The following is a 21,043-nucleotide window of genomic DNA, read 5'->3' as shown; positions in this document are numbered from 1 at the left end:
CTAAGCCGGTTGCAGAGGCCGTAGCGGCCTGAACTTCCCCGCGCCGATCTTGGCGCTGCTGCGCCATAGGTAATCACCGGTCAGGTTGATGTGCTCCCAGCCGAGTGGCGACAGGTACTGCAATAGCGAGTCATCGACGGCATGACCATTGCCGCGCAACGCATGCGCCGCACGCTCCAGGTAGACCGTGTTCCACAGCACGATGGCCGCCGTCACCAGGTTGAGGCCGCTGGCCCGGTAGCGCTGCTGCTCGAAACTGCGGTCACGGATTTCACCAAGGCGGTTGAAGAACACGGCACGGGCCAGCGCATTGCGCGCCTCGCCCTTGTTCAGCCCGGCATGCACGCGGCGGCGTAGCTCGACGCTTTGCAGCCAGTCGAGGATGAACAGCGTGCGCTCGATGCGGCCCAACTCGCGCAGCGCGACGGCCAAGCCGTTCTGGCGCGGGTAGCTGCCGAGTTTCCTGAGCATCAGCGAGGCCGTCACCGTGCCCTGCTTGATCGAGGTGGCCAGCCGCAGGATTTCGTCCCAATGGGCGCGGACGTGCTTGATGTTGAGCGTGCCGCCGATCATCGGCTTGAGCGCGTCATAGGCGGCATCGCCCTTCGGGATGTAGAGCTTGGTGTCGCCCAGGTCGCGGATGCGCGGCGCGAAGCGGAAGCCCAAGAGGTGCATCAGGGCGAAGACGTGATCGGTGAAGCCCGCCGTGTCGGTGTAGTGCTCCTCGATCCGCAGGTCGGATTCGTGGTACAGCAGGCCGTCGAGCACGTAGGTTGAGTCGCGCAGGCCGACATTGACCACCTTGGTGTGGAATGGCGCGTATTGGTCGGAGATGTGGGTGTAGAAAGTCCGTCCTGGGCTGCTGCCATATTTTGGGTTGATGTGCCCCGTGCTCTTTGCCTTGCTAGCGGTTCGGAAATTCTGTCCGTCCGATGATGATGTGGTGCCATCGCCCCAGTGCCCGGCAAAGGGATGCCGAAACTGAGCGTTGACCAGTTCAGCCAACGCTGTCGAGTACGTTTCGTCGCGGGTATGCCAGGCTTGCAGCCAAGCGAGCTTCGCGTAGGTCGTGCCGGGGCAGGACTCGGCCATCTTGGTCAGGCCCAGGTTGATCGCGTCGGCCAGGATCGTGGTCAACAACAGGTTCTTGTCCTTGGCCAGATCGCCCGATTTCAAGTGCGTGAAGTGCCGGGTGAAGCCCGTCCACTCATCGACTTCGAGCAGCAGTTCGGTGATCTTGACGTGCGGCAGGACCATGGCTGTCTGGTCTATCAGCGCCTGCGCGGTGTCGGGCACCGCCGCATCCAGCGGCGTGATCTTCAAGCCCGACTCGGTGATGATGGCATCCGGCAGGTCGTTGGCTGCCGCCATGCGGTTGACGGTGGCAAGTTGTGCTTCCAGCAGCGTCAGCCGCTCATGCAGATATTGTTCGCAGTCGGTGGCCACGGCCAGCGGCAATTCGCTGGACTGCTTGAGGCTGGTGAACTTCTCGGGCGGTACCAGGTAGTCCTCGAAGTCCTTGAACTGGCGTGAACCCTGCACCCAGATGTCGCCCGAGCGCAGGGAGTTCTTCAACTCGGACAGCGCGCACAGTTCGTAGTAGCGCCGGTCGATGCCGGCGTCGGTCATCACCAGTTTCTGCCAGCGCGGCTTGATGAAGCCGGTCGGTGCATCGGCTGGCAGCTTGCGGGCGTTGTCGGTGTTCATGCCGCGCAGCACCTCAATGGCATCAAGCACGTTTTTGGCGGCGGGCGCGGCCCGCAGCTTGAGCACGGCAAGGAATTCCGGTGCATAGCGGCGCAGGGTGGCGTAGCTCTCGCCGATGCGATGCAGGAAATCGAAGTCATCGGGTTGCGCGAGCTTCTGCGCCTCGGTGACGCTCTCGGCAAAGGAATCCCAGGACATGACGGCCTCGATGGCGGCAAACGCATCGCGGCCTGATTGCTTGGCGTCGATCAGCGCCTGACCGATGCGCCCGTACAGACGTACCTTGGCGTTGATGGCCTTGCCTGACGCCTGGAACTGCTGCTGATGCTTATTCTTGGCAGCGTTAAACAGCTTACCCAGGATGCGGTCGTGCAGGTCGATGATTTCGTCGGTGACGGTGGCCATGCCCTCGGTGGCCAGCGCCACGAGAGTGGCGTAGCGCCGTTGCGGCTCGAATTTGGCCAGGTCGGCGGGTGTCATCTGGCCGCCCTCGCGGGCAATCTTGAGCAGGCGGTTCTGGTGAACCAGCCGCTCGATGCCGGTAGGCAGATCGAGTGCCTGCCATGCCTTGAGGCGTTCGATGTGTTCCAGCATATGCCGCGAATTTGGCTTGGCCGGAGACTGGCGCAACCAAGCCAACCAGGTCGTCTTGCCGTTGTCCCGGCGCTTGAGCAGATCGTCGAGGCGGCGGCGATGCGCGTCCGCCAGTGGTTCGGCCAAGGCGTCGTAGATGCGCCGGTTAGCACGGGTGATCGCCTCGGCACTCGCCCGCTCGACGGCGTTGAGGGCGGGCAGAATGACCGACTGCCGCCGCAGGTGCCCGATCAAGGCGCTGGCCAGCACGATGCCTTTGTCGGTTTGCATCGCCAGCTCGGTCAGCATCTGGACGGCCTGCCGGTAATGGCTCATGGTGAAGGGCCGGAAACCGAACACGGTTTGCAGCTCGCTCAGGTGCTCGCGCCGGGTCTGCTCCCGCTGGCCGTACTCGTTCCAGCTTTCGACGCCGACCTTGAGCTGGTCGGCGACCAGCTTCAACAAGGGCGGGAACGGTAGTTCATCGACGCCCAGGATGACGCCGGGAAAGCGCAGGTAACAGAGCTGCACCGCGAAGCCCAGCCGATTGGCTGGCCCGCGCCGCTGTCGGATGATCGAGAGGTCGGTATCGTTGAATGTGTAATGTCGGATCAGGTCGTCCTTGGAGTCCGGCAACGCCAGCAGGCTTTCCCGCTCGGCGGCGGACAGGATGGAACGACGTGGCATATTTACTGATCCGTTCTCAAGTATTGATACAGGGTTTCGCGACTGATTCCGAATTCACGAGCAAGCTTGGTCTTTTGCTCGCCAGCCTCGACACGTTGGCGCAGTTCGGCAATACGCTCAGACGACAGGGATTTCTTCCTGCCACGGTAAGCCCCGCGTTGCTTGGCGAGCGCAATACCCTCGCGCTGACGCTCGCGGATCAGGGCGCGCTCGAACTCGGCGAACGCGCCCATCACCGAGAGCATCAGGTTCGCCATCGGAGAGTCTTCGCCAGTAAAACTGAGGTGTTCCTTGACGAATTCGATATGCACGCCGCGTTGTGTCAGCGTTTGCACGATCCGGCGCAAATCATCGAGATTGCGCGCCAGGCGATCCATGCTATGCACCACCACGGTGTCGCCGGTGCGGGCGAAGCTTATCAGCGCTTCCAGTTGCGGACGCTTGACATCCTTGCCGGATGCCTTGTCGCTAAAAGCGCGATCAACCTTGACGCCTTCCAGTTGCCGTTCCGGGTTCTGGTCGAAGGTGCTGACCCTGATATACCCAATGCGCTGTCCAGTCATGGAATTCCCTGCAAAATGTCAGGGAAGACTCTATGACCTTCAACGAGATATGTCAATAAATTCAAAATTCAATCCTATCCTGACGCAATTTACACATGGCATCTGACATCAGGTTAGGGTATGCCTCAACCTGACGGCGGCGAATCACAAGCGTCCGGTTTGACGCTGGTTTCGGTCGCAGTGCTGGCCCGCGCCTGGAAGCGCTGATAGCACTCCAGCCCGCAGAAATGCTCCACGTACTCGGCCCCTTCCGGCGTGAAGGCGGCATCGAGCGGGATTTCCTTGCAGCACACGCAGCAACTGGTGCTCGGTTCATTGGCGTTCATGGTGGTGTTCCTCCATTGGTTGACGAAGCCGACGAAGGCCGCCGCCGGCATCGGCCTGGCGAACAGGAAACCCTGCACCGTGTCGCAACCCGCCTGCCGCAACCACGCAAGGCAGTCGGGTGTTTCCACACCCTCGGCTACCACCTCCATTGTCGTTTTCAGAAGACGGCTGCACTGAACGTCAGAAGCCGACTGCACTATAGCAGCGGAGGGGTTGGATCCATCAGGCAACGACGGGCTGCTGCCGGCCATCAGCGGACGCAGGGAGGACTTTCCGCAACCGGCCGTTCGATGCGGCACCGATGGCCTTCGCGCAGGGGTAGTGAATCCGCCAGGATTGACTTGCGCTGCCCTACCTCTCACTAGTGAGGGGCGGCAGCGCATCAAGCGGTGAGCGCACTCCGGCACCGCCAACTTTCAGCACATGCGTGTAAATCATCGTCGTAGAGACGTCGGAATGGCCGAGCAGATCCTGCACGGTTCGAATGTCGTAACCGCTGCGGAGCAAGGCCGTCGCGAACGAGTGGCGGAGGGTGTGCGGTGTGGCGGGCTTCGTGATGCCTGCTTGTTCTACGGCACGTTTGAAGGCGCGCTGAAAGGTCTGGTCATACATGTGATGGCGACGCACGACACCGCTCCGTGGATCGGTCGAATGCGTGTGCTGCGCAAAAACCCAGAACCACGGCCAGGAATGCCCGGCGCGCGGATACTTCCGCTCAAGGGCGTCGGGAAGCGCAACGCCGCTGCGGCCCTCGGCCTGGTCCTTCAGCCACCATGCCCGTGCACGCGACAGCTGCTCGCGCAGGCTGGGTGCCAAGCTCTCGGGTAACATCAAGGCCCGATCCTTGGAGCCCTTGCCCTCCCGCACGATGATCGTGCCGTGATCGAAATCCAGATCCTTGACCCGCAGTTGCAAACCCTCACTGATCCGCATGCCCGTTCCATACAGAAGCTGGGCGAACAAACGATGCTCGCCTTCCAGAAAACCGAGGATGCGAACCACTTCATCCGGGGTCAGCACCACCGGCAAGCGCCGCGACGGCCGAGGTCTTCCGATCTCCTGAAGCCAGGGCAGATCCGTGCACAGCACCTTGCCGTAGAAGAACAGCAAGGCCGCCAATGCCTGACGATGCGTGGAGACCGAAACCTTGCGCTCGTTCGCCAGCCAGGACAGAAATGCCTCGACTTCGCTGCTGCCCAAGGTTGCCGGGTGACGCACACCGTGGAAACGGATGAAGGCACGAACCCAGTGGACATAAGCCTGTTCGGTTCGTAAGCTGTAATGCAAGTAGCGTATGCGCTCACGCAACTGGTCCAGAACCTTGACCGAACGCAGCGGTGGTAACGGCGCAGTGGCGGTTTTCATGGCTTGTTATGACTGTTTTTTTGGGGTACAGTCTATGCCTCGGGCATCCAAGCAGCAAGCGCGTTACGCCGTGGGTCGATGTTTGATGTTATGGAGCAGCAACGATGTTACGCAGCAGGGCAGTCGCCCTAAAACAAAGTTGGGCGAACCCGGAGCCTCATTAATTGTTAGCCGTTAAAATTAAGCCCTTTACCAAACCAATACTTATTATGAAAAACACAATACATATCAACTTCGCTATTTTTTTAATAATTGCAAATATTATCTACAGCAGCGCCAGTGCATCAACAGATATCTCTACTGTTGCATCTCCATTATTTGAAGGAACTGAAGGTTGTTTTTTACTTTACGATGCATCCACAAACGCTGAAATTGCTCAATTCAATAAAGCAAAGTGTGCAACGCAAATGGCACCAGATTCAACTTTCAAGATCGCATTATCACTTATGGCATTTGATGCGGAAATAATAGATCAGAAAACCATATTCAAATGGGATAAAACCCCCAAAGGAATGGAGATCTGGAACAGCAATCATACACCAAAGACGTGGATGCAATTTTCTGTTGTTTGGGTTTCGCAAGAAATAACCCAAAAAATTGGATTAAATAAAATCAAGAATTATCTCAAAGATTTTGATTATGGAAATCAAGACTTCTCTGGAGATAAAGAAAGAAACAACGGATTAACAGAAGCATGGCTCGAAAGTAGCTTAAAAATTTCACCAGAAGAACAAATTCAATTCCTGCGTAAAATTATTAATCACAATCTCCCAGTTAAAAACTCAGCCATAGAAAACACCATAGAGAACATGTATCTACAAGATCTGGATAATAGTACAAAACTGTATGGGAAAACTGGTGCAGGATTCACAGCAAATAGAACCTTACAAAACGGATGGTTTGAAGGGTTTATTATAAGCAAATCAGGACATAAATATGTTTTTGTGTCCGCACTTACAGGAAACTTGGGGTCGAATTTAACATCAAGCATAAAAGCCAAGAAAAATGCGATCACCATTCTAAACACACTAAATTTATAAAAAATCTAATGGCAAAATCGCCCAACCCTTCAATCAAGTCGGGACGGCCAAAAGCAAGCTTTTGGCTCCCCTCGCTGGCGCTCGGCGCCCCTTATTTCAAACGTTAAACATCATGAGGGAAGTGGTGATCGCCGAAGTATCGACTCAACTATCAGAGGTAGTTGGCGTCATCGAGCGCCATCTCGAACCGACGTTGCTGGCCGTACATTTGTACGGCTCCGCAGTGGATGGCGGCCTGAAGCCACACAGTGATATTGATTTGCTGGTTACGGTGACCGTAAGGCTTGATGAAACAACGCGGCGAGCTTTGATCAACGACCTTTTGGAAACTTCGGCTTCCCCTGGAGAGAGCGAGATTCTCCGCGCTGTAGAAGTCACCATTGTTGTGCACGACGACATCATTCCGTGGCGTTATCCAGCTAAGCGCGAACTGCAATTTGGAGAATGGCAGCGCAATGACATTCTTGCAGGTATCTTCGAGCCAGCCACGATCGACATTGATCTGGCTATCTTGCTGACAAAAGCAAGAGAACATAGCGTTGCCTTGGTAGGTCCAGCGGCGGAGGAACTCTTTGATCCGGTTCCTGAACAGGATCTATTTGAGGCGCTAAATGAAACCTTAACGCTATGGAACTCGCCGCCCGACTGGGCTGGCGATGAGCGAAATGTAGTGCTTACGTTGTCCCGCATTTGGTACAGCGCAGTAACCGGCAAAATCGCGCCGAAGGATGTCGCTGCCGACTGGGCAATGGAGCGCCTGCCGGCCCAGTATCAGCCCGTCATACTTGAAGCTAGACAGGCTTATCTTGGACAAGAAGAAGATCGCTTGGCCTCGCGCGCAGATCAGTTGGAAGAATTTGTTCACTACGTGAAAGGCGAGATCACCAAGGTAGTCGGCAAATAATGTCTAACAATTCGTTCAAGCCGACGCCGCTTCGCGGCGCGGCTTAACTCAAGCGTTAGATGCACTAAGCACATAATTGCGGTGATGCTGCCAACTTACTGATTTAGTGTATGATGGTGTTTTTGAGGTGCTCCAGTGGCTTCTGTTTCTATCAGCTGTCCCTCCTGTTCAGCTACTGACGGGGTGGTGCGTAACGGCAAAAGCACCGCCGGACATCAGCGCTATCTCTGCTCTCACTGCCGTAAAACATGGCAACTGCAGTTCACTTACACCGCTTCTCAACCCGGTACGCACCAGAAAATCATTGATATGGCCATGAATGGCGTTGGATGCCGGGCAACCGCCCGCATTATGGGCGTTGGCCTCAACACGATTTTCCGCCATTTAAAAAACTCAGGCCGCAGTCGGTAACCTCGCGCATACAGCCGGGCAGTGACGTCATCGTCTGCGCGGAAATGGACGAACAGTGGGGATACGTCGGGGCTAAATCGCGCCAGCGCTGGCTGTTTTACGCGTATGACAGGCTCCGGAAGACGGTTGTTGCGCACGTATTCGGTGAACGCACTATGGCGACGCTGGGGCGTCTTATGAGCCTGCTGTCACCCTTTGACGTGGTGATATGGATGACGGATGGCTGGCCGCTGTATGAATCCCGCCTGAAGGGAAAGCTGCACGTAATCAGCAAGCGATATACGCAGCGAATTGAGCGGCATAACCTGAATCTGAGGCAGCACCTGGCACGGCTGGGACGGAAGTCGCTGTCGTTCTCAAAATCGGTGGAGCTGCATGACAAAGTCATCGGGCATTATCTGAACATAAAACACTATCAATAAGTTGGAGTCATTACCAGATAGCCTGCAAAAAGCAACAACAAGGAATGGATCATGTCTACACCCGCTAATTTTAATGGCCAACGCCCAGTGATTGATGTCAATGACGCAGTTATGTTGCTTATCGATCATCAAAGCGGCCTGTTCCAGACCGTTGGCGATATGCCAATGACTGAACTGCGTGCAAGAGCTACGGCTCTGGCAAAAATCGCCACCTTATGCAAAATGCCGGTGATTACCACCGCCTCTGTGCCGCAGGGGCCAAACGGTCCGCTTATTCCGGAAATTCATGAGAACGCGCCTCACGCACATTATGTCGCACGCAAAGGTGAAATTAACGCCTGGGATAACAAAGAGTTTGTTGCAGCGGTAAAAGCGACAGGCCGTAAGACGCTGATTATTGCTGGTACCATCACCAGTGTATGCATGGCATTCCCGGCCATCAGCGCGGTAGCAGAAGGTTATAAAGTCTTTGCCGTCATCGATGCTTCCGGTACCTACAGCAAAATGGCGCAGGAGATCACCATGGCCCGCGTCGTACAGGCTGGTGTCGTGCCGATGGATACTGCCGCGGTTGCGTCTGAACTGCAGAAAACCTGGAATCGGGAAGACGCAGCGGAATGGGCTGAAGTCTATACCAAAATCTTCCCGGCTTATCAGTTACTGATTGAAAGCTATACCAAAGCCCAGGATGTTGTGAAAAATAACGAGCTGCTGGACTCTCAGCGCGCTTAACTTTTCCGATCTTGCACAAACGCCTGTTTCGTATAAGCAGGCGTTTTGTAATGCGCAGCATCAGCCCCTGTCAGCGATTACGTCCAGCCATAACACCGCCATCGACATCCCAGACAGCGCCAGTCACCCAACCCGCCTTGTCGGACAGCAGGAACGCGACGGTTTCGGCAACGTCAAGCGGCTTACCGACCCGACCGATCGGGTGGAAACTGTCAAAGCTGCTCAACACACCTTGTACATCTTCTTTCGGGATAAACCCTTCATAGATGGGGGTATGCACGACCGCTGGCGAAACGGCGTTCACGCGAATCCCATGCGCACCCAGCTCAATAGCCAGATTTTTGGTTAAAGCATGCAGACCCGCTTTGGCCATCGAATAGGCCGATGAAGGTGTCGCGCCCACCGCTTGTTGTGCCCACATTGAACCAATATTCACGATGGCGCCGTTTATATTGTCTGCTAACATATTGCGCACCACGTCGCGGGTGATGAAAAACGTCGCCCGATTGAGGCTCATATATAGCTCATAATCTTCAACTTCATGTTCAGTAAAAGGTTTCGGGAAAAACACACCAGCCGCATTCACTAACAGGTTGATGTCTTTATGATCAGCATTCACCGTTGCCATCACCTGCCTAACCCCCGCTTCCGACATCAGATCTGCCACAATGACGGAGACGTCACCCAGCTCCGCCAACGCCTGACGGGCCCGTTCCGCTTTCTCGGCGCGGTTGCCTACCAGCACCACGCTACCGCCGCCCTGGAGGATCAGTTTCGCCGTTTCGAACCCCATCCCACTGGTCCCACCCACCACTAATAATTTCTTTCCGGCAAAGAATGCGCTCATCGTTAACCTCGTTTAAAGAATTCGTTGACGCGCTAAAGATGCCACTCGGCTCAGGAGTTGACGACTGAGAAGAAATAGCATCTCAAGAAAGAAAATCTATCTCGCTGGCGTATACTGGAAACAGTTAATAAGAATGGAAAAAAGCAGATGCGTTCACTCAATCGGCTAAAATGGTTACACGCTTTTGAAGCCACCGCCCGCCATGGCAGCTTCACCGGCGCGGCGCAGGAACTGGGCGTGACGCCTGCAGCCGTTGGTCAACTGGTGCGTGCGCTGGAAGATTGGGTAGGCCATCCACTGTTACATCGCACCCGCACGGGCAAAGAACGTCTCACGCTGGTCAGCGAAGCACAGGACGCATTGCGCGACATCACTCTGGGACTGGATAACCTGGAATCCGGACTCAACAAACTGCGCGGCCGTCGGGCGCGCTCGGTGGTGATCATTACCGCGTCGCAGGTCCTGGTCATGAACTGGTTGATGAGTCGTCTCAATCGTTTCTCACAAACGCATGAAAACATCGAATTACGTTTGAATGTGACGGAAAAGCTGATGGATGTCGCCCACGGCGAAGCCGATCTGGGCGTACGCTGCGGCAAAGGTGACTGGCCCGGCGTCAATAAAACCTGGTTAATGGATGAAGAAGCCGTTCTGGTCTGCAGCCCACGAATTGTACCGGTAGATAAAATCGCCTGCGGGGAATGGCTGGCCGCGCAAAAGCTGATCCACGACGATACCCCCCACCCCGGCGCTCATTTTCCTGCCTGGGATGATGTCTTGCACGCTACCCATGCCCCGGCCGTCCGCGACAGTGGACTGCACATTAACTCCACCTCTGCGGTGATCCTGGCGGCAATCAGCGGTCAGGGGGTGGCTATCGTTCGTCGGGCGCTGGTTCAGCAGTTACTTACCGACGGACAGCTGGTGCAACTTCACCCCGACACCCGTTGGCCGCTGACGTGGTCATACTACATCGTCACGCCGCAGCATGCGGTAATGCGTCCGGAAGTGAAAATCTTTAATGACTGGCTGATTGCGGATGTGCTGGCAGAAATCGCAGCTATCTCTGCTATGATGCCTGCACACAAATAAAACAAAACAACATGCCGAGGGAAAGATGGGTTCCACCAGAAGAGGGATGATGAACGTCCTGATTGCCGCCGTATTATGGGGAAGTTCGGGCGTTTGTGCACAGTACATCATGGAGCAAAGTCAGATGTCATCTCAGTTCCTGACCATGACGCGTCTGATTTTCGCCGGACTTATTCTGCTGATGCTCTCTTTCGTTCACGGCGACAAAGTATTCTCCATTATCAAAAACCGCAAAGACGCGATTAGCCTGCTGATTTTCTCGGTGGTAGGCGCGCTTACCGTACAGTTGACCTTTCTGTTAACTATTGAAAAATCTAACGCCGCCACTGCGACGGTACTGCAATTTTTGTCACCAACCATCATCGTGGCGTGGTTTTCCGTAGTACGTAAAGCGCGACCAGGCATTTTGGTGCTAACCGCGATCCTGACCTCGCTCATTGGCACGTTCCTGTTGGTCACCCACGGTAACCCGACATCGCTGTCTATCTCACCTGCCGCGCTGTTCTGGGGAATTGCCTCCGCATTTGCCGCCGCGTTTTATACCACCTACCCTTCAACGCTTATCGCGCGCTACGGTACGCTGCCGGTTGTTGGCTGGAGTATGTTAATTGGCGGGATGATCCTGCTGCCGTTTTATGCCGGGCAGGGAACAAACTTTGTCGTCAATGGCAGTTTGATTCTGGCATTTTTCTATCTGGTGGTTATCGGTACGTCACTGACGTTTAGCCTGTACCTGAAAGGTGCGCAGATGATTGGCGGCCCGAAAGCGAGCATTTTGAGCTGCGCGGAACCGCTAAGCAGCGCGTTGTTGTCTCTGCTGCTGTTAGGCATTACGTTCACCCTGCCTGACTGGCTGGGCACGATGCTGATCCTCTCGTCGGTAGTGCTGATCTCAATGGACTCACGTCGCCGCGCCAGAGCGGTTTAACCCCAACCGGCGCGGCAACGGGTTAATTACCAGCCCGGAACCGCGCCGCCGTTGAAGATGGATCCCGCCGCTTTTGCCACTTCCGGTGATTGATAAGATTGCAGAAATTCTTTCACGTTTTCGGCATCTTTGTTGTCTTCTCGCGCCACCAGGATATTCACATACGGCGAGTTCTTATCTTCGATAAATACGCTGTCATGCACCGGGGAAAGTCCGGTTTGTTGGATATAAGTGGTACTGATAATCGCCACATCCACTTTCCGATCGTCCAGTACGCGTGGTAGCTGCGCGCCTTCCAACTCCATGATATTCAGATGCCGTGGATTATCAGTAATATCCAGTGCCGTAGGCAGCAGGCCTGTCCCCGCTTTCAGGGTGATTAACTTTTCTTTTTGCAGCAACAACAGCGCCCGCCCAAGGTTGGTCGGATCGTTAGGTATTGCAATCGTTGCGCCGTCTTTCAGTTCCGCTACCGTTTTGATTTTCTTCGAATAACCGGCCATTGGAAAAACAAAGGTATTTCCCACCGCCACCAGCTTATAGTTATGCGCTTTATTATCCTGTTCAAGGAACGGACGATGCTGGAAGACGTTGGCATCCAGTTCACCATGATTAGTGGCATCATTGGGTAATAATGAACCGCTGAAGCCCACCAGCTCGACGTCCAGGCCGTATTTCTCTTTGGCTACTTTCTTCGCGACCTCCGCCACGTCCTGCTCTGCGCCGTTAATCACGCCCACTTTAATATGTTTCGCGTCGTTGCTCTGCTGATCGCACCCTGCCAGCAATAATCCCGCCAGTAATACCACCGTCCCGGCTGCAAAATGAGGTATCTTCAGTTTCACGTTTTTATCCTTTTGAAATAACCGCCTGATGAGTAATGAAATGACTATAGCGGGAAGGCCACTGCGGTTTAAAAAACGAAAAAGCATCAGCAAGAAGAAAAAAGCATAATGGAAAAAAGGATAATTAGTCAGAATGTGCCGTGAGCTCATCAATGGAAAGCCCGGTAATCATCAGCACCAGTTCACGATCGATGCCCTTCTCAAGCATGGCATGGGCGATCCGCAACGCTTCATCCTTTTTGCCTTCGAGTTTGCCTTCCAGCAATCCTGTTCTTCGCCCCGACTCACGTAAGCATTCTGCAATCGTCATTAATTTCTCCTTATGCCTGGGAACACGCCTGGCAACCTCGCGAATAAACGCTTCAAAACGCGGTGCGCTGCCGGACTGTACCAGGTAATTAAATAGCGTTTCTACCTGACTGTCATTAGCGTGTCCCTTAATCAGCAGAGCAACCAGTTTATCGACCAGCACCATCAAATCGCGCTCACGTATATGCTTTTGGACAAGTTCCAGTAGCGCCATGCGCCGATGCTGCATAATCTCGTCATCAGACACCACTGTGATGTCTACCAGCGGGAAAGCCGCGCCATAAAGCTGCCGCGCAGTTTCTGAATCGTCAAACTCATCCAGCCAGCACAGTGAAAAAGGGTACGGGCTAGCAACGCCATGATAAAAAAGTATCGGCACCACTAGCGGCAGCGTTTTGTTTCCGGCATCAAGATGGCTCTGCATCGCGGCAATGGCATAACGCATCATCCGGAACGCCATATGCGCATCCGGCGAACTCTGGTGTTCAATCAACGCATAGATATAGCCTTTTCCAGTCCTTGTTTTTAGTGACCACAGTACATCGGAATAGCTGACACGCAGGTCTTCCTCAATAAAACTCCCGGATTCCGGCTTCAGTGTGTTCAGATCGCAAAGTTCACGCAATGACGCTGGGAGATAGGTATCAAGAAAATCCCTCGCCGTTTCTGGATGGTTTAAGAACTTTTTAAAAACTGCATCATGCGGGGTAGAAGTTGTAGGATTTTTCATGGCGATCCGTCACCAAAAGAACAAGATGACGGAACCTTACTCGCCAGCAGCGCAACCAACATCAGGGAAACTCTTCATCTGCGAGGCGCTTTGGCGAATAAATACATACTTTTGCAATGTATTCATTTTCCGGGAATGGTGTTCGCAAAAATGCCCGGTGAAACCTAACGCTTACCAGGCATCTTTTATGCACCATCCGGCGATAACAACGTCACACCATCTCTTTCACTATCTCCATTAACCTGGCGACATCTTCAGGCCGGGTATTACCCGTTTGTGGATCGATAATCGAGCTGTAAACATGCGGCATCACGCGGGGCACTCCCGCCTCCAGACAGGTTTTCAGGATAATGCCGAAGTTATCGAGATCGATCCCGCCCGTCGGTTCAATCAGCGTCATGCCGTTGCACGCAGCGGTCGTCGCCAGCGCATACAACTCAGGCAGCGACCGCTCTCCCCCCATGGGGAAAAACTTCGCCGCGTGCGCCCCTGAATCCAACATCATCCGTACCGCTGCATCACAGGAAACGCGGGCAGGCGTGCCCTGGCTACTGCAAACGCCCGTCGAGATCAGCACTTCCCCCGGTGTGCCCGTCGGGCTGACCAGCGCATTGATATGGGTTTGTTCGCCGCCCGTGGCCGCCAGCGCCCCTGCCGCAAACCCGCAGCCGGTAAAGGTCTGGTTGACGTGCGCCGGATGAACCGCTGAGGCTATCATCGCCGCTTTGTAATACTGTGCCGGGTCGCCAGCCCCCAATCCGACGGAGATCGACGGCACCTCCGTCATCCAGCGTTTAACTTCCCGAACGCCCTCATCAACTGAAGTAAACTGCGCGGAAAGCACGCCGATCACCGCATGGCCTTCAGCGGCATCATAGATTTCCCGGGCATTGGCGATATCCTTCGCCAGCACGTTAATGGCCACTTTATTCCGATAAAAATTAATGTGCTGCATGGTCTGCAATCTCCTTTAATCGCGCTACGATCAACGCCATTTCCCCTTCTGCGACCGTACGCGGGTCAAGACTAAAAACGCCCTGATGAAGGTTGTAACGACGAGCGTAAATCGCGATATCGCCCCCGCGAAGTTGCGCTTCGACAGCATAAGCATCCTGCCCCAGCGTCTGCGCGTTCACGCGGATCCGAATCCGCCAGATGGCGCGTCCGGCTTCGTCCTGCTCGATATCGGCGTCCAGTCCGGGAATCGCTGATATCGCCTGTGCCACGGGCTGGAGTTCCTCAGCAGTCACCACGACCTGCCCCTGATGATAGTTTTCCAGGGCATACACCAGTCCGACCATATTCTCTTTGCCGATTTTCATCGCCCGGGCAATCCCGTGGTGCTGCGCTTTACACGCGGCAATCCACTGTTTCTTACCGGTGATAAACCCGGAGGTCGGCGCGTTAAAGGCTTTTGCCCCGCTGTAGACCACCATATCCGCCCCGCTCGCCACCCAGGCGTGTAAATCCTCCTCGGCGGCGGCATCAACAATCAGCGGCAGATTGTGAACCTGCGCGACCTGCACAAAATCCGCAATGCTCAACATGCCCTTCTGCACGCAATGGTGCGATTTCACGTACAACAGCGCGGCGGTGTTATCGGTAATCGCGCTCTCCAACTGCCAGCGGGCCGCAAGATTACTTGAGCCGGCTTCCACCACGCGACCACCGCCCAGGCGAATAGCGCTGGTGATTGGCGCCCCGTAGTCAACGTTATGCCCGCGCAGCATGACCACTTCATTCGCCATACCTGTGCTATCAGGCATTAGCGAGACTCGCGCCGGGTCGCCGCGGGTAATAGCTGCGGCGACAGAGATAGCAATACCCGCCGACGCACAAGAGGTGATATAGCTGTCCTCCGCGCCGGTATAGCGGGAAACCAGCTCGCCGGTGCGGTCCACCAGCCGATCGATTTCAACAAAGGATGAGGCCGCCCGCGCGGTGGCCTGCATTACCTCCGGCGCTACGCTGGAAACACCCAGAATCGTCATCTTGCCGCAGGCGTTAATGACCTGTTTTAGCCCCAGTTGTTGATAAATATTCTGTGTCATGGCTTACAACACTCCCAACAGCGAACAAACCACGCTGAGCGCCACAATTGACAGCAGGATCGTGGTGTAACGTGGCCCTTTCTTCACCAGATAAAAGTAAATGGCGAACACCGCCGCCAGCGGCAACAAGCCGGGGGCAATAGAGTCGAGAATTTGCTGAACCACCACTTCAGAGCCTTTCAGGGCGCTGAGTTTGAGCGGGGTGGTGATCTTGACGTAACTCGCAGAAAGCGCGCCCATCATGATCAGACCCAGCACGTTAGCACCGTAGATAAGCTCCTTAATTCGCCCTCCCTGCAGCAGACCGATAATCGAGTCACGCCCCAGCGTATAACCTTTGTGGACCATGCCGTAGCTGATTGCCAGCGTAATAGCAGGATAGAGAATTAACGGTACAATTCCGCCCATTGCGCTGCCATTGGCGGCGAACGGGATGAAAATAGCGATTAACAGCGGCATAACGGCGGCCCAGATAATGGAGTCGCCCATCCCGGCCAGTGGTCCCATTAAGCCAGTTTTAATCCCGGTGATCGAAGCGTCGCTAATCGGCTCGCCGCGCGTTTTCTGCTCCTCCATCGCAATGGAAATCCCCTGAATCACCGCCCCGAACGTTTGCTCCGAGTTGAAGAAGTTCAGATGGCGTTTCAGCGCTTCCACCTGCTCCTCTTTTTGCGGGTATAGTTTTTTGATGATCGGTGTCATCGAGGCGCAGAAAATCAGGCTTTGCAAACGCTCATAGGAGCTGGAAACTTCCGCACCCAGCCAGTAGATAAACCAGGCTTTGGTGATATCTGCTTTGGTCAGCGTACCGCTTTCACGTGCACGCTCCACCAGTTCATGCTGCATTACATCGCTGCTCATCATGCTGCTCCTTCATTTTTCGCCAGACCTTTAATCAGGAAGGCCACGCAGGTACCAAAGATTGCCATCGCCATGATGTCCACCTTCAGGTACAGCACTGCAAAGAATCCGCCGATAAACCACGGCAGCAGGCTCTTTTTACCGATCACCATAATGGTGATGGCAAAGCCCAGCGCCGGCAGAATGCCGCCCATAATTTCAAAGGAGTGTGTGAGCCAGTGCGGCATCAGCTTCAGGAAGCTTTCCACCACGTCCTGACCAAAATAGTTAGCGGCAAAGACCACCGGGAAACGCAGCACCAGCCCGAGTAACGCCGGGTAGAGGAACGCACAGCGCATAATCCCCGCCATGTTGGCCGTTTCCGCGTGCTTGTCGGCCATATGTACCCACGCGGCGTTTAACGTACGACGCAACTGGTCGAGGAACACACCGATAACGCCAAACGGGATCGCCAGTGCGATGGCCAGGTTCGGGTCCATTCCGGCCTTCACGGCGATAGGAATTGAAATACAGGCAGCCAGCGCCGGATCCGACGGGACGTTGCCGCCCGGCGTAGAGGTCACGCCGAGGTAAACCAGTTGCATACCTGCGCCGATGATCATCGCCGTTTCCATGTTGCCTAACAGCAGGCCAACGAATACGGCAATCACCACCGGCTGTAGCAGCATGGCGGAAAAGGTGTAGCCAAGGCGTAATCGGGCAAACCAGTAATACAACCCCATCAGGCTTGCAAAGACTAAAGTATCCATAGTTAAGTACCCTGTTATCAAAGAATTAGAATTTTTTCAGGATATCGTCCAGCGACTGCGGCTTATCTTCCGGGATAGTCTGGAAGAACACCTGAATCCCACGATTTTTCAGGTCGCTCAGAATGCCGACGTCTTTTTCATCCAGCGTGATGTTCTGGAATACCGCTTTGCGGTTTGGCCCACCGCCCAGCCCACCGACCTGAATGGTGGAGACATCAAAACCCAACTGGACCGCCTCCAGGACCGCCGCTAGAGAGGGGAACAGCACCAGGACCTTGCCGTCACCAAGCTGATTTTCTTTCCATGCGGCGGCAAAACTCTGGTTACCGAAGCAATCCACTTTGATATTTGGCGGCGCTGCCATCAGGTAGATATTTTTCATAAATGGGTCGGCGTCCAGCTCATCGCTAACCACCGCAATCCGGTTTGCCTGAGATTGTCCAACCCACTTAGTCACAACCTGGCCATGAATCAGACGGCTATCGATACGACATAAAACGATGTTTGCCATGATGTTTAATCCTTATTGTGATTGTTGTAATTGACGTACGTGAGCAACAACGTCCAGGCAGCTGCTCCGCCCGGCCTCGACCAGTTCGGCCACACAGGCGGTCAGTTGACCGTGCTCGCGTTTGTCCAGCGCCTCCAGTAACAAAGAGGCATTCAGCCCGGAAATGACTGCCACCGGGTAATCGGCGCTCAGCCGCGCCGCAACATTAGAAGTGGTGCCGCCAATAAAATCGGTCAGGATCAGTGAGCCTTCCGGCATCGCTTTCACCACGACTTCGACGCGCTGATAAAACTCCCCGAGCGTATCAACGGGCATCAACGCAATTTCGGTCACGCCTTTGATTTCGCCCATCACCATGCGCAGGCTGTTGCAAAGCTGTTGCCCCCAGCCGCCATGGGTCAGCAGCAGGATCTGGGGCAAGGATTCAGTGGTAGTCAAAATGGCCTCCTGGCTCGATTACATAGACATAGGTAAACAGAGCAAAGGCTGTGCCAGAATTTGTGTCACGCGGGGGAGTAGTGGATGCTGGCGGGGCGCAAAGCCCCGCCAGACAAGAGATTAGCTATACAGCAGTTCGTAGATATAAAAATATTCCGCGTCCGATAAGCGAATGGCATAGGCCTCTTCGATCGGCAGGAAAGCCGATTTAATGACACTAAACGCGCGGATATCAAGATCCGGCTTGTTCTCTAACGCCATCTGTAACGGTTTGCGGTTAATCACGATACGCTCAACCATACAGCAGCAGTGGATCAGGAAGCGCAGTGTCACCTGGCGGCTCGGTTTTAGCGAAAGCGCGGTGGTCAGATGATTCAGCACACCTTCCATCTCTTTCAGAATGCGCTGCGGGTTAAGCACCGAAATGTGGTTAATGATGCTTTCCATGGTCAATGCGCTGATGAAACGCATTGCGCTGCGCTCCATCTCCAGACGACGCTCACTGCTGGAGAGATCCGGCGTCAGCAGGCTGAGCACCAGTTCGGGTCCCTGCTCAGAGAACAACTCCTCGAGCGAGATAAACGGAATGTCCGGCAGTCCCGGCTGGAAAGTGCCGACGATCCCCGCCAGACGCTCGCTGGCGTTAATCGCCTGCTGAACGCGCTCCAGGCTGCGGACTTCGTTGTAATCGAGTATCACCATCCGCGTGTCCTGCGACATCAGCTCGCCGAAGCTCTCTTCCAGCACCTTTTTGATTTTTTCCGCCGTACCCATACCGGTAATACAGGAGATGACCAGCACTTTACCGCAGTTTTCCTGCTGCGGCGTACAGAGCTGACAGGGAATATTTTTGCTCTGCATTAATGCCGCCAGCTGCGGTAACTCACTGGTTTCGTAGCTTAAATCCAGTCCTACCTCCAACAAGCTGGTGAGCGTAATATTTGGCATCAACAGAACGTCTATCTGGAATAATTTGCTGATCGTGCTGCCAAAATGGACCAATGAGCCAATATCCACCATCAGGATCAGTCGGCGATATTGCCGGGCCTGGATCATCTGCGTCAGGGCTTCCAGCGTATCATGCACCGACTGCTCGAAAGGCATATCGATAGCGCTGAACAGCTCGCGCTCCAGCACGCGATTCACATACTGCGCCTGGCTGGTGGCGGTCGTCGCGCCATGGGCAATCAAAATCACCCCGCAGTCCGGGCTGGCGTCAATTCGTTGGCGGTAATGCCGACACTCTTTGAGGAACAGACACAGCCAGACCACCTCCGTCGCCGGGCACTGAATATGCAGCAGTTCGTTGATTTTTCGGCATAACAGCGTGGCGTTTTCGTATTCATCTTTACAGCGATCGAGGATCAGGCTGGAAGAATAAAGCTGGGGAATAAGCCCGCGCTGCACGTAGCCAATCAGCGCCAGAAAGTGCTTGCGCAGCGGGTTAACCAGATTCTCCGGCAGCGTGAAACCAAGCACTTGCTCAACGCAGCCGATCAGCAGCGTCACGCGTTCTTCTATCTGATCGCCATAGCGCGGGGGATGCGCCACGCTGTCGCGGCTGTAGAGGCCGTATTCAAAAATCGAGCTGAGTTTGTTTTTAAGTATCGCCAGGGTTTCGGCTGGCGGTACGTTGCTGTTACGCAGGTTGATATATTCCCGGGTCAGGAAGCTGTAAAAGAGATCGCTCTCTTCAATTTCGGCTCCGGTCGCCAGCGAATTTTTCAGTGCGGGCAGCGTACGGGCGTCGATGCTTAGGTGCTCTTTGCCTTCAAACAGCGCTCCCACCAGCAGGCGTTGTTCCGGCGTGGCGTTAAACGGCATTTCTGCCAGACGTTTATCCAGCTGTAGCGTATCGCTGTGTTCCATCATCCCCGAGGCCCAGGCCTGGGCGCAGAGAAACTGAATGTCGCTCTTGAGCTGACCAATATTGCCTTCCAGCGGCTTATTCAGCAGCCAGAGCAGCAGGGTACGGTCGATGCTTATCGTGCGTTCGATTTTACGGCTCTCACGCTGTAAAAAGCCGACGATAAGTTCAACCTGCTCTTCCACCGAGCGCTGGCGGATGCCGGGTAAATCGATGCACACCTGAATACGTCGCTGGAAGGTGCGCAGCAGCGCCGAGCTGACCGGTTCGGTGGTCGCACAAATCAGACGGACCGAAATTGAGCGCGCCACGGCGCTGGAACCCAGCGGTCGGTATTCGCCTTTGTCGAGAATTGAGAACAGTTTTTCCTGACCTTCATACGGCAGACGATGCACTTCATCGAGCAGCAGATAGCCGCCGTCAGCCTGCTCGACCAGCCCCGGTTTATTCTCGTTTGCGCCGGTAAAGGCCCCCTGTCGATGGCCAAATAAATGTGAAGAGAGCAGCTCCGGGTTATGGGCGTATTCCGCGCAGTTAAAATAGACCAGCGGTGGCGGTGTTCCCGTCGCGCGTTCGCAGGCAAAACGGTGCATCAGTTCGGCGAAAAAGGTTTTGCCCACGCCGGAAGGACCGGTCAGCAGAACATGCAGCCCGTGGGGATAAAGCACCGCCGCGCGGCCTTTTTCCACCGCATCGCGCAGGCTGCGATCGTAACCAATCAGGCCGAAAAAGGGATCGTCTGTCGCCTGGGCTTCCTGAACAGGCAACAGATCGGCAACGGTTTGCACTTCGCGCTCGGACTCATCCAGTTTGCGTCCCAGCAGCGTTTCAATCGCCTGACGATGCAGAAAGAATACCGGACGTCCGCGACTTTTAATCGCCAGACCGTCATTCCAGAGTTGATTGAGATCTTTACTGACCGAGTTACGCGCCAGCCCAAGATTAAAGCCGATGGCCTCCGCGGTGAACGCCGTTTCCTGCGCCAGTTGGGCAAGATTCAGTCCTCGCGTCAGCCGTTCCAGCTCTCCCAGTATTATCTCAATCCGTCTCATCTCTTTACCGCTTAAGAAATAAATGATTGTTC

At 54.9% G+C, this 21,043-nt stretch carries 18 protein-coding genes and 2 pseudogenes; 6 read left to right on the top strand and 14 right to left on the bottom strand.

Annotated features, from left to right (window positions below; translation table 11 throughout):
• The 4 genes and pseudogenes from ICA20_RS00350 to intI1 form a co-directional block, all read right to left on the bottom strand.
• Positions 1-2,967 (bottom strand): Tn3-like element TnAs3 family transposase, encoded by a 2,967-nt coding sequence (locus ICA20_RS00350; RefSeq protein WP_001138064.1) that lies wholly within the window; start codon positions 2,965-2,967, stop codon positions 1-3.
• 2 nt (positions 2,968-2,969) lie between these two features.
• Complete coding sequence (locus ICA20_RS00345) at positions 2,970-3,530, bottom strand: recombinase family protein (protein WP_000147567.1); 561 nt, start codon at positions 3,528-3,530, stop codon at positions 2,970-2,972.
• 125 nt (positions 3,531-3,655) lie between these two features.
• A pseudogene (locus ICA20_RS00340) lies at positions 3,656-4,006 on the bottom strand (DUF3330 domain-containing protein); the annotation flags it as partial.
• A 202-nt stretch (positions 4,007-4,208) separates the two neighbouring features.
• Positions 4,209-5,222 carry a class 1 integron integrase IntI1 gene (gene intI1, locus ICA20_RS00335; RefSeq protein WP_000845048.1) on the bottom strand — a complete coding sequence of 338 codons (1,014 nt, stop codon included), beginning with the start codon at positions 5,220-5,222 and terminating at the stop codon, positions 4,209-4,211.
• A 209-nt stretch (positions 5,223-5,431) separates the two neighbouring features.
• On the opposite strand from intI1, the gene ICA20_RS00330 reads away from it, so the two are divergent.
• The 4 genes and pseudogenes from ICA20_RS00330 to ICA20_RS00315 all read left to right on the top strand — a co-directional run bounded on the left by ICA20_RS00330 (position 5,432) and on the right by ICA20_RS00315 (position 8,731).
• The gene (locus ICA20_RS00330; protein ID WP_001334766.1) at positions 5,432-6,262 is read left to right on the top strand and encodes an oxacillin-hydrolyzing class D beta-lactamase OXA-1; all 831 of its coding nucleotides are present in this window, start codon (positions 5,432-5,434) and stop codon (positions 6,260-6,262) included.
• A gap of 112 nt (positions 6,263-6,374) precedes the next feature.
• Positions 6,375-7,213, top strand: a pseudogene (gene aadA1 / locus ICA20_RS00325) (ANT(3'')-Ia family aminoglycoside nucleotidyltransferase AadA1).
• Between the two features lie 88 nt (positions 7,214-7,301).
• Positions 7,302-7,999 (top strand): IS1-like element IS1B family transposase gene (locus ICA20_RS00320; protein ID WP_095033700.1). Its coding sequence is split into 2 segments (ribosomal slippage): positions 7,302-7,551 and positions 7,551-7,999, totalling 699 coding nucleotides; the frame shifts between segments, so codons are not numbered across the junction.
• A gap of 51 nt (positions 8,000-8,050) precedes the next feature.
• The gene (locus tag ICA20_RS00315; RefSeq protein ID WP_038635572.1) at positions 8,051-8,731 is read left to right on the top strand and encodes a hydrolase; all 681 of its coding nucleotides are present in this window, start codon (positions 8,051-8,053) and stop codon (positions 8,729-8,731) included.
• A 70-nt stretch (positions 8,732-8,801) separates the two neighbouring features.
• Here the strand turns inward: ICA20_RS00315 and ICA20_RS00310 are convergent, their stop codons facing one another.
• Positions 8,802-9,578, bottom strand: coding sequence for an SDR family oxidoreductase (locus tag ICA20_RS00310; RefSeq protein ID WP_038635575.1), 777 nt, complete (start codon positions 9,576-9,578; stop codon positions 8,802-8,804).
• A gap of 147 nt (positions 9,579-9,725) precedes the next feature.
• On the opposite strand from ICA20_RS00310, the gene ICA20_RS00305 reads away from it, so the two are divergent.
• Together ICA20_RS00305 and ICA20_RS00300 are read left to right on the top strand one after the other, a co-directional pair.
• On the top strand, positions 9,726-10,670 hold the full coding sequence (locus ICA20_RS00305) for a LysR substrate-binding domain-containing protein (protein ID WP_038635578.1): 945 nt from the start codon (positions 9,726-9,728) through the stop codon (positions 10,668-10,670).
• Between the two features lie 25 nt (positions 10,671-10,695).
• Positions 10,696-11,598 carry a carboxylate/amino acid/amine transporter gene (locus ICA20_RS00300; RefSeq protein ID WP_038635581.1) on the top strand — a complete coding sequence of 301 codons (903 nt, stop codon included), beginning with the start codon at positions 10,696-10,698 and terminating at the stop codon, positions 11,596-11,598.
• Positions 11,599-11,624: 26 nt separating this feature from the next.
• On the opposite strand, the gene nlpA is transcribed toward ICA20_RS00300, so the two are convergent.
• The 9 genes from nlpA to dagR form a co-directional block, all read right to left on the bottom strand.
• Positions 11,625-12,443 (bottom strand): lipoprotein NlpA, encoded by an 819-nt coding sequence (nlpA, locus tag ICA20_RS00295; protein ID WP_038635584.1) that lies wholly within the window; start codon positions 12,441-12,443, stop codon positions 11,625-11,627.
• Between the two features lie 124 nt (positions 12,444-12,567).
• The gene (locus ICA20_RS00290) at positions 12,568-13,482 is read right to left on the bottom strand and encodes an Rpn family recombination-promoting nuclease/putative transposase (RefSeq protein ID WP_038635587.1); all 915 of its coding nucleotides are present in this window, start codon (positions 13,480-13,482) and stop codon (positions 12,568-12,570) included.
• A 211-nt stretch (positions 13,483-13,693) separates the two neighbouring features.
• Positions 13,694-14,437: a 2-dehydro-3-deoxy-phosphogluconate aldolase gene (locus ICA20_RS00285; protein ID WP_038635590.1), complete on the bottom strand. Its 744-nt coding sequence runs from the start codon at positions 14,435-14,437 to the stop codon at positions 13,694-13,696.
• Positions 14,424-15,533, bottom strand: coding sequence for a D-glucosaminate-6-phosphate ammonia lyase (gene dgaE / locus ICA20_RS00280; protein WP_038635594.1), 1,110 nt, complete (start codon positions 15,531-15,533; stop codon positions 14,424-14,426). Before dgaE ends, ICA20_RS00285 begins: the two co-directional genes overlap by 14 nt.
• Positions 15,534-15,536: 3 nt before the next feature.
• Positions 15,537-16,397, bottom strand: coding sequence for a PTS system mannose/fructose/sorbose family transporter subunit IID (locus ICA20_RS00275; protein WP_005121522.1), 861 nt, complete (start codon positions 16,395-16,397; stop codon positions 15,537-15,539).
• A complete protein-coding gene (locus tag ICA20_RS00270; protein WP_003023960.1) occupies positions 16,394-17,143 on the bottom strand; it encodes a PTS sugar transporter subunit IIC in 750 nt (249 codons plus the stop codon). Before ICA20_RS00270 ends, ICA20_RS00275 begins: the two co-directional genes overlap by 4 nt.
• A 25-nt stretch (positions 17,144-17,168) precedes the next feature.
• The gene (locus ICA20_RS00265) at positions 17,169-17,654 is read right to left on the bottom strand and encodes a PTS system mannose/fructose/N-acetylgalactosamine-transporter subunit IIB (protein ID WP_038635597.1); all 486 of its coding nucleotides are present in this window, start codon (positions 17,652-17,654) and stop codon (positions 17,169-17,171) included.
• A gap of 12 nt (positions 17,655-17,666) precedes the next feature.
• Positions 17,667-18,092, bottom strand: coding sequence for a PTS sugar transporter subunit IIA (locus ICA20_RS00260; RefSeq protein WP_038635600.1), 426 nt, complete (start codon positions 18,090-18,092; stop codon positions 17,667-17,669).
• A 120-nt stretch (positions 18,093-18,212) separates the two neighbouring features.
• The gene (gene dagR / locus ICA20_RS00255) at positions 18,213-21,011 is read right to left on the bottom strand and encodes a transcriptional regulator DagR (RefSeq protein WP_038635603.1); all 2,799 of its coding nucleotides are present in this window, start codon (positions 21,009-21,011) and stop codon (positions 18,213-18,215) included.
• Between the last annotated feature and the right edge of the window lie 32 nt (positions 21,012-21,043).

It is taken from the genome of Citrobacter sp. C5_2, from assembly GCF_014596845.2.
GTDB lineage: Bacteria > Pseudomonadota > Gammaproteobacteria > Enterobacterales > Enterobacteriaceae > Citrobacter > Citrobacter werkmanii.
The sequence above is the reverse complement of the archived record's forward strand: the minus strand, read 5'-3'. Positions and strand labels throughout refer to the sequence as shown.

What these genes read in the sequence shown, in the direction of transcription:
- ICA20_RS00350 (WP_001138064.1), bottom strand. Translation starts at nt 2,967, where the DNA reads ATGCCACGTCGTTCCATCCTGTCCGCCGCCGAGCGGGAAAGCCTGCTG.
- ICA20_RS00345 (WP_000147567.1), bottom strand. Translation starts at nt 3,530, where the DNA reads ATGACTGGACAGCGCATTGGGTATATCAGGGTCAGCACCTTCGACCAG.
- intI1 (WP_000845048.1), bottom strand. Translation starts at nt 5,222, where the DNA reads ATGAAAACCGCCACTGCGCCGTTACCACCGCTGCGTTCGGTCAAGGTT.
- ICA20_RS00330 (WP_001334766.1), top strand. Translation starts at nt 5,432, where the DNA reads ATGAAAAACACAATACATATCAACTTCGCTATTTTTTTAATAATTGCA.
- ICA20_RS00315 (WP_038635572.1), top strand. Translation starts at nt 8,051, where the DNA reads ATGTCTACACCCGCTAATTTTAATGGCCAACGCCCAGTGATTGATGTC.
- ICA20_RS00310 (WP_038635575.1), bottom strand. Translation starts at nt 9,578, where the DNA reads ATGAGCGCATTCTTTGCCGGAAAGAAATTATTAGTGGTGGGTGGGACC.
- ICA20_RS00305 (WP_038635578.1), top strand. Translation starts at nt 9,726, where the DNA reads ATGCGTTCACTCAATCGGCTAAAATGGTTACACGCTTTTGAAGCCACC.
- ICA20_RS00300 (WP_038635581.1), top strand. Translation starts at nt 10,696, where the DNA reads ATGGGTTCCACCAGAAGAGGGATGATGAACGTCCTGATTGCCGCCGTA.
- ICA20_RS00290 (WP_038635587.1), bottom strand. Translation starts at nt 13,482, where the DNA reads ATGAAAAATCCTACAACTTCTACCCCGCATGATGCAGTTTTTAAAAAG.
- ICA20_RS00285 (WP_038635590.1), bottom strand. Translation starts at nt 14,437, where the DNA reads ATGCAGCACATTAATTTTTATCGGAATAAAGTGGCCATTAACGTGCTG.
- dgaE (WP_038635594.1), bottom strand. Translation starts at nt 15,533, where the DNA reads ATGACACAGAATATTTATCAACAACTGGGGCTAAAACAGGTCATTAAC.
- ICA20_RS00275 (WP_005121522.1), bottom strand. Translation starts at nt 16,397, where the DNA reads ATGATGAGCAGCGATGTAATGCAGCATGAACTGGTGGAGCGTGCACGT.
- ICA20_RS00270 (WP_003023960.1), bottom strand. Translation starts at nt 17,143, where the DNA reads ATGGATACTTTAGTCTTTGCAAGCCTGATGGGGTTGTATTACTGGTTT.
- ICA20_RS00265 (WP_038635597.1), bottom strand. Translation starts at nt 17,654, where the DNA reads ATGGCAAACATCGTTTTATGTCGTATCGATAGCCGTCTGATTCATGGC.
- dagR (WP_038635603.1), bottom strand. Translation starts at nt 21,011, where the DNA reads ATGAGACGGATTGAGATAATACTGGGAGAGCTGGAACGGCTGACGCGA.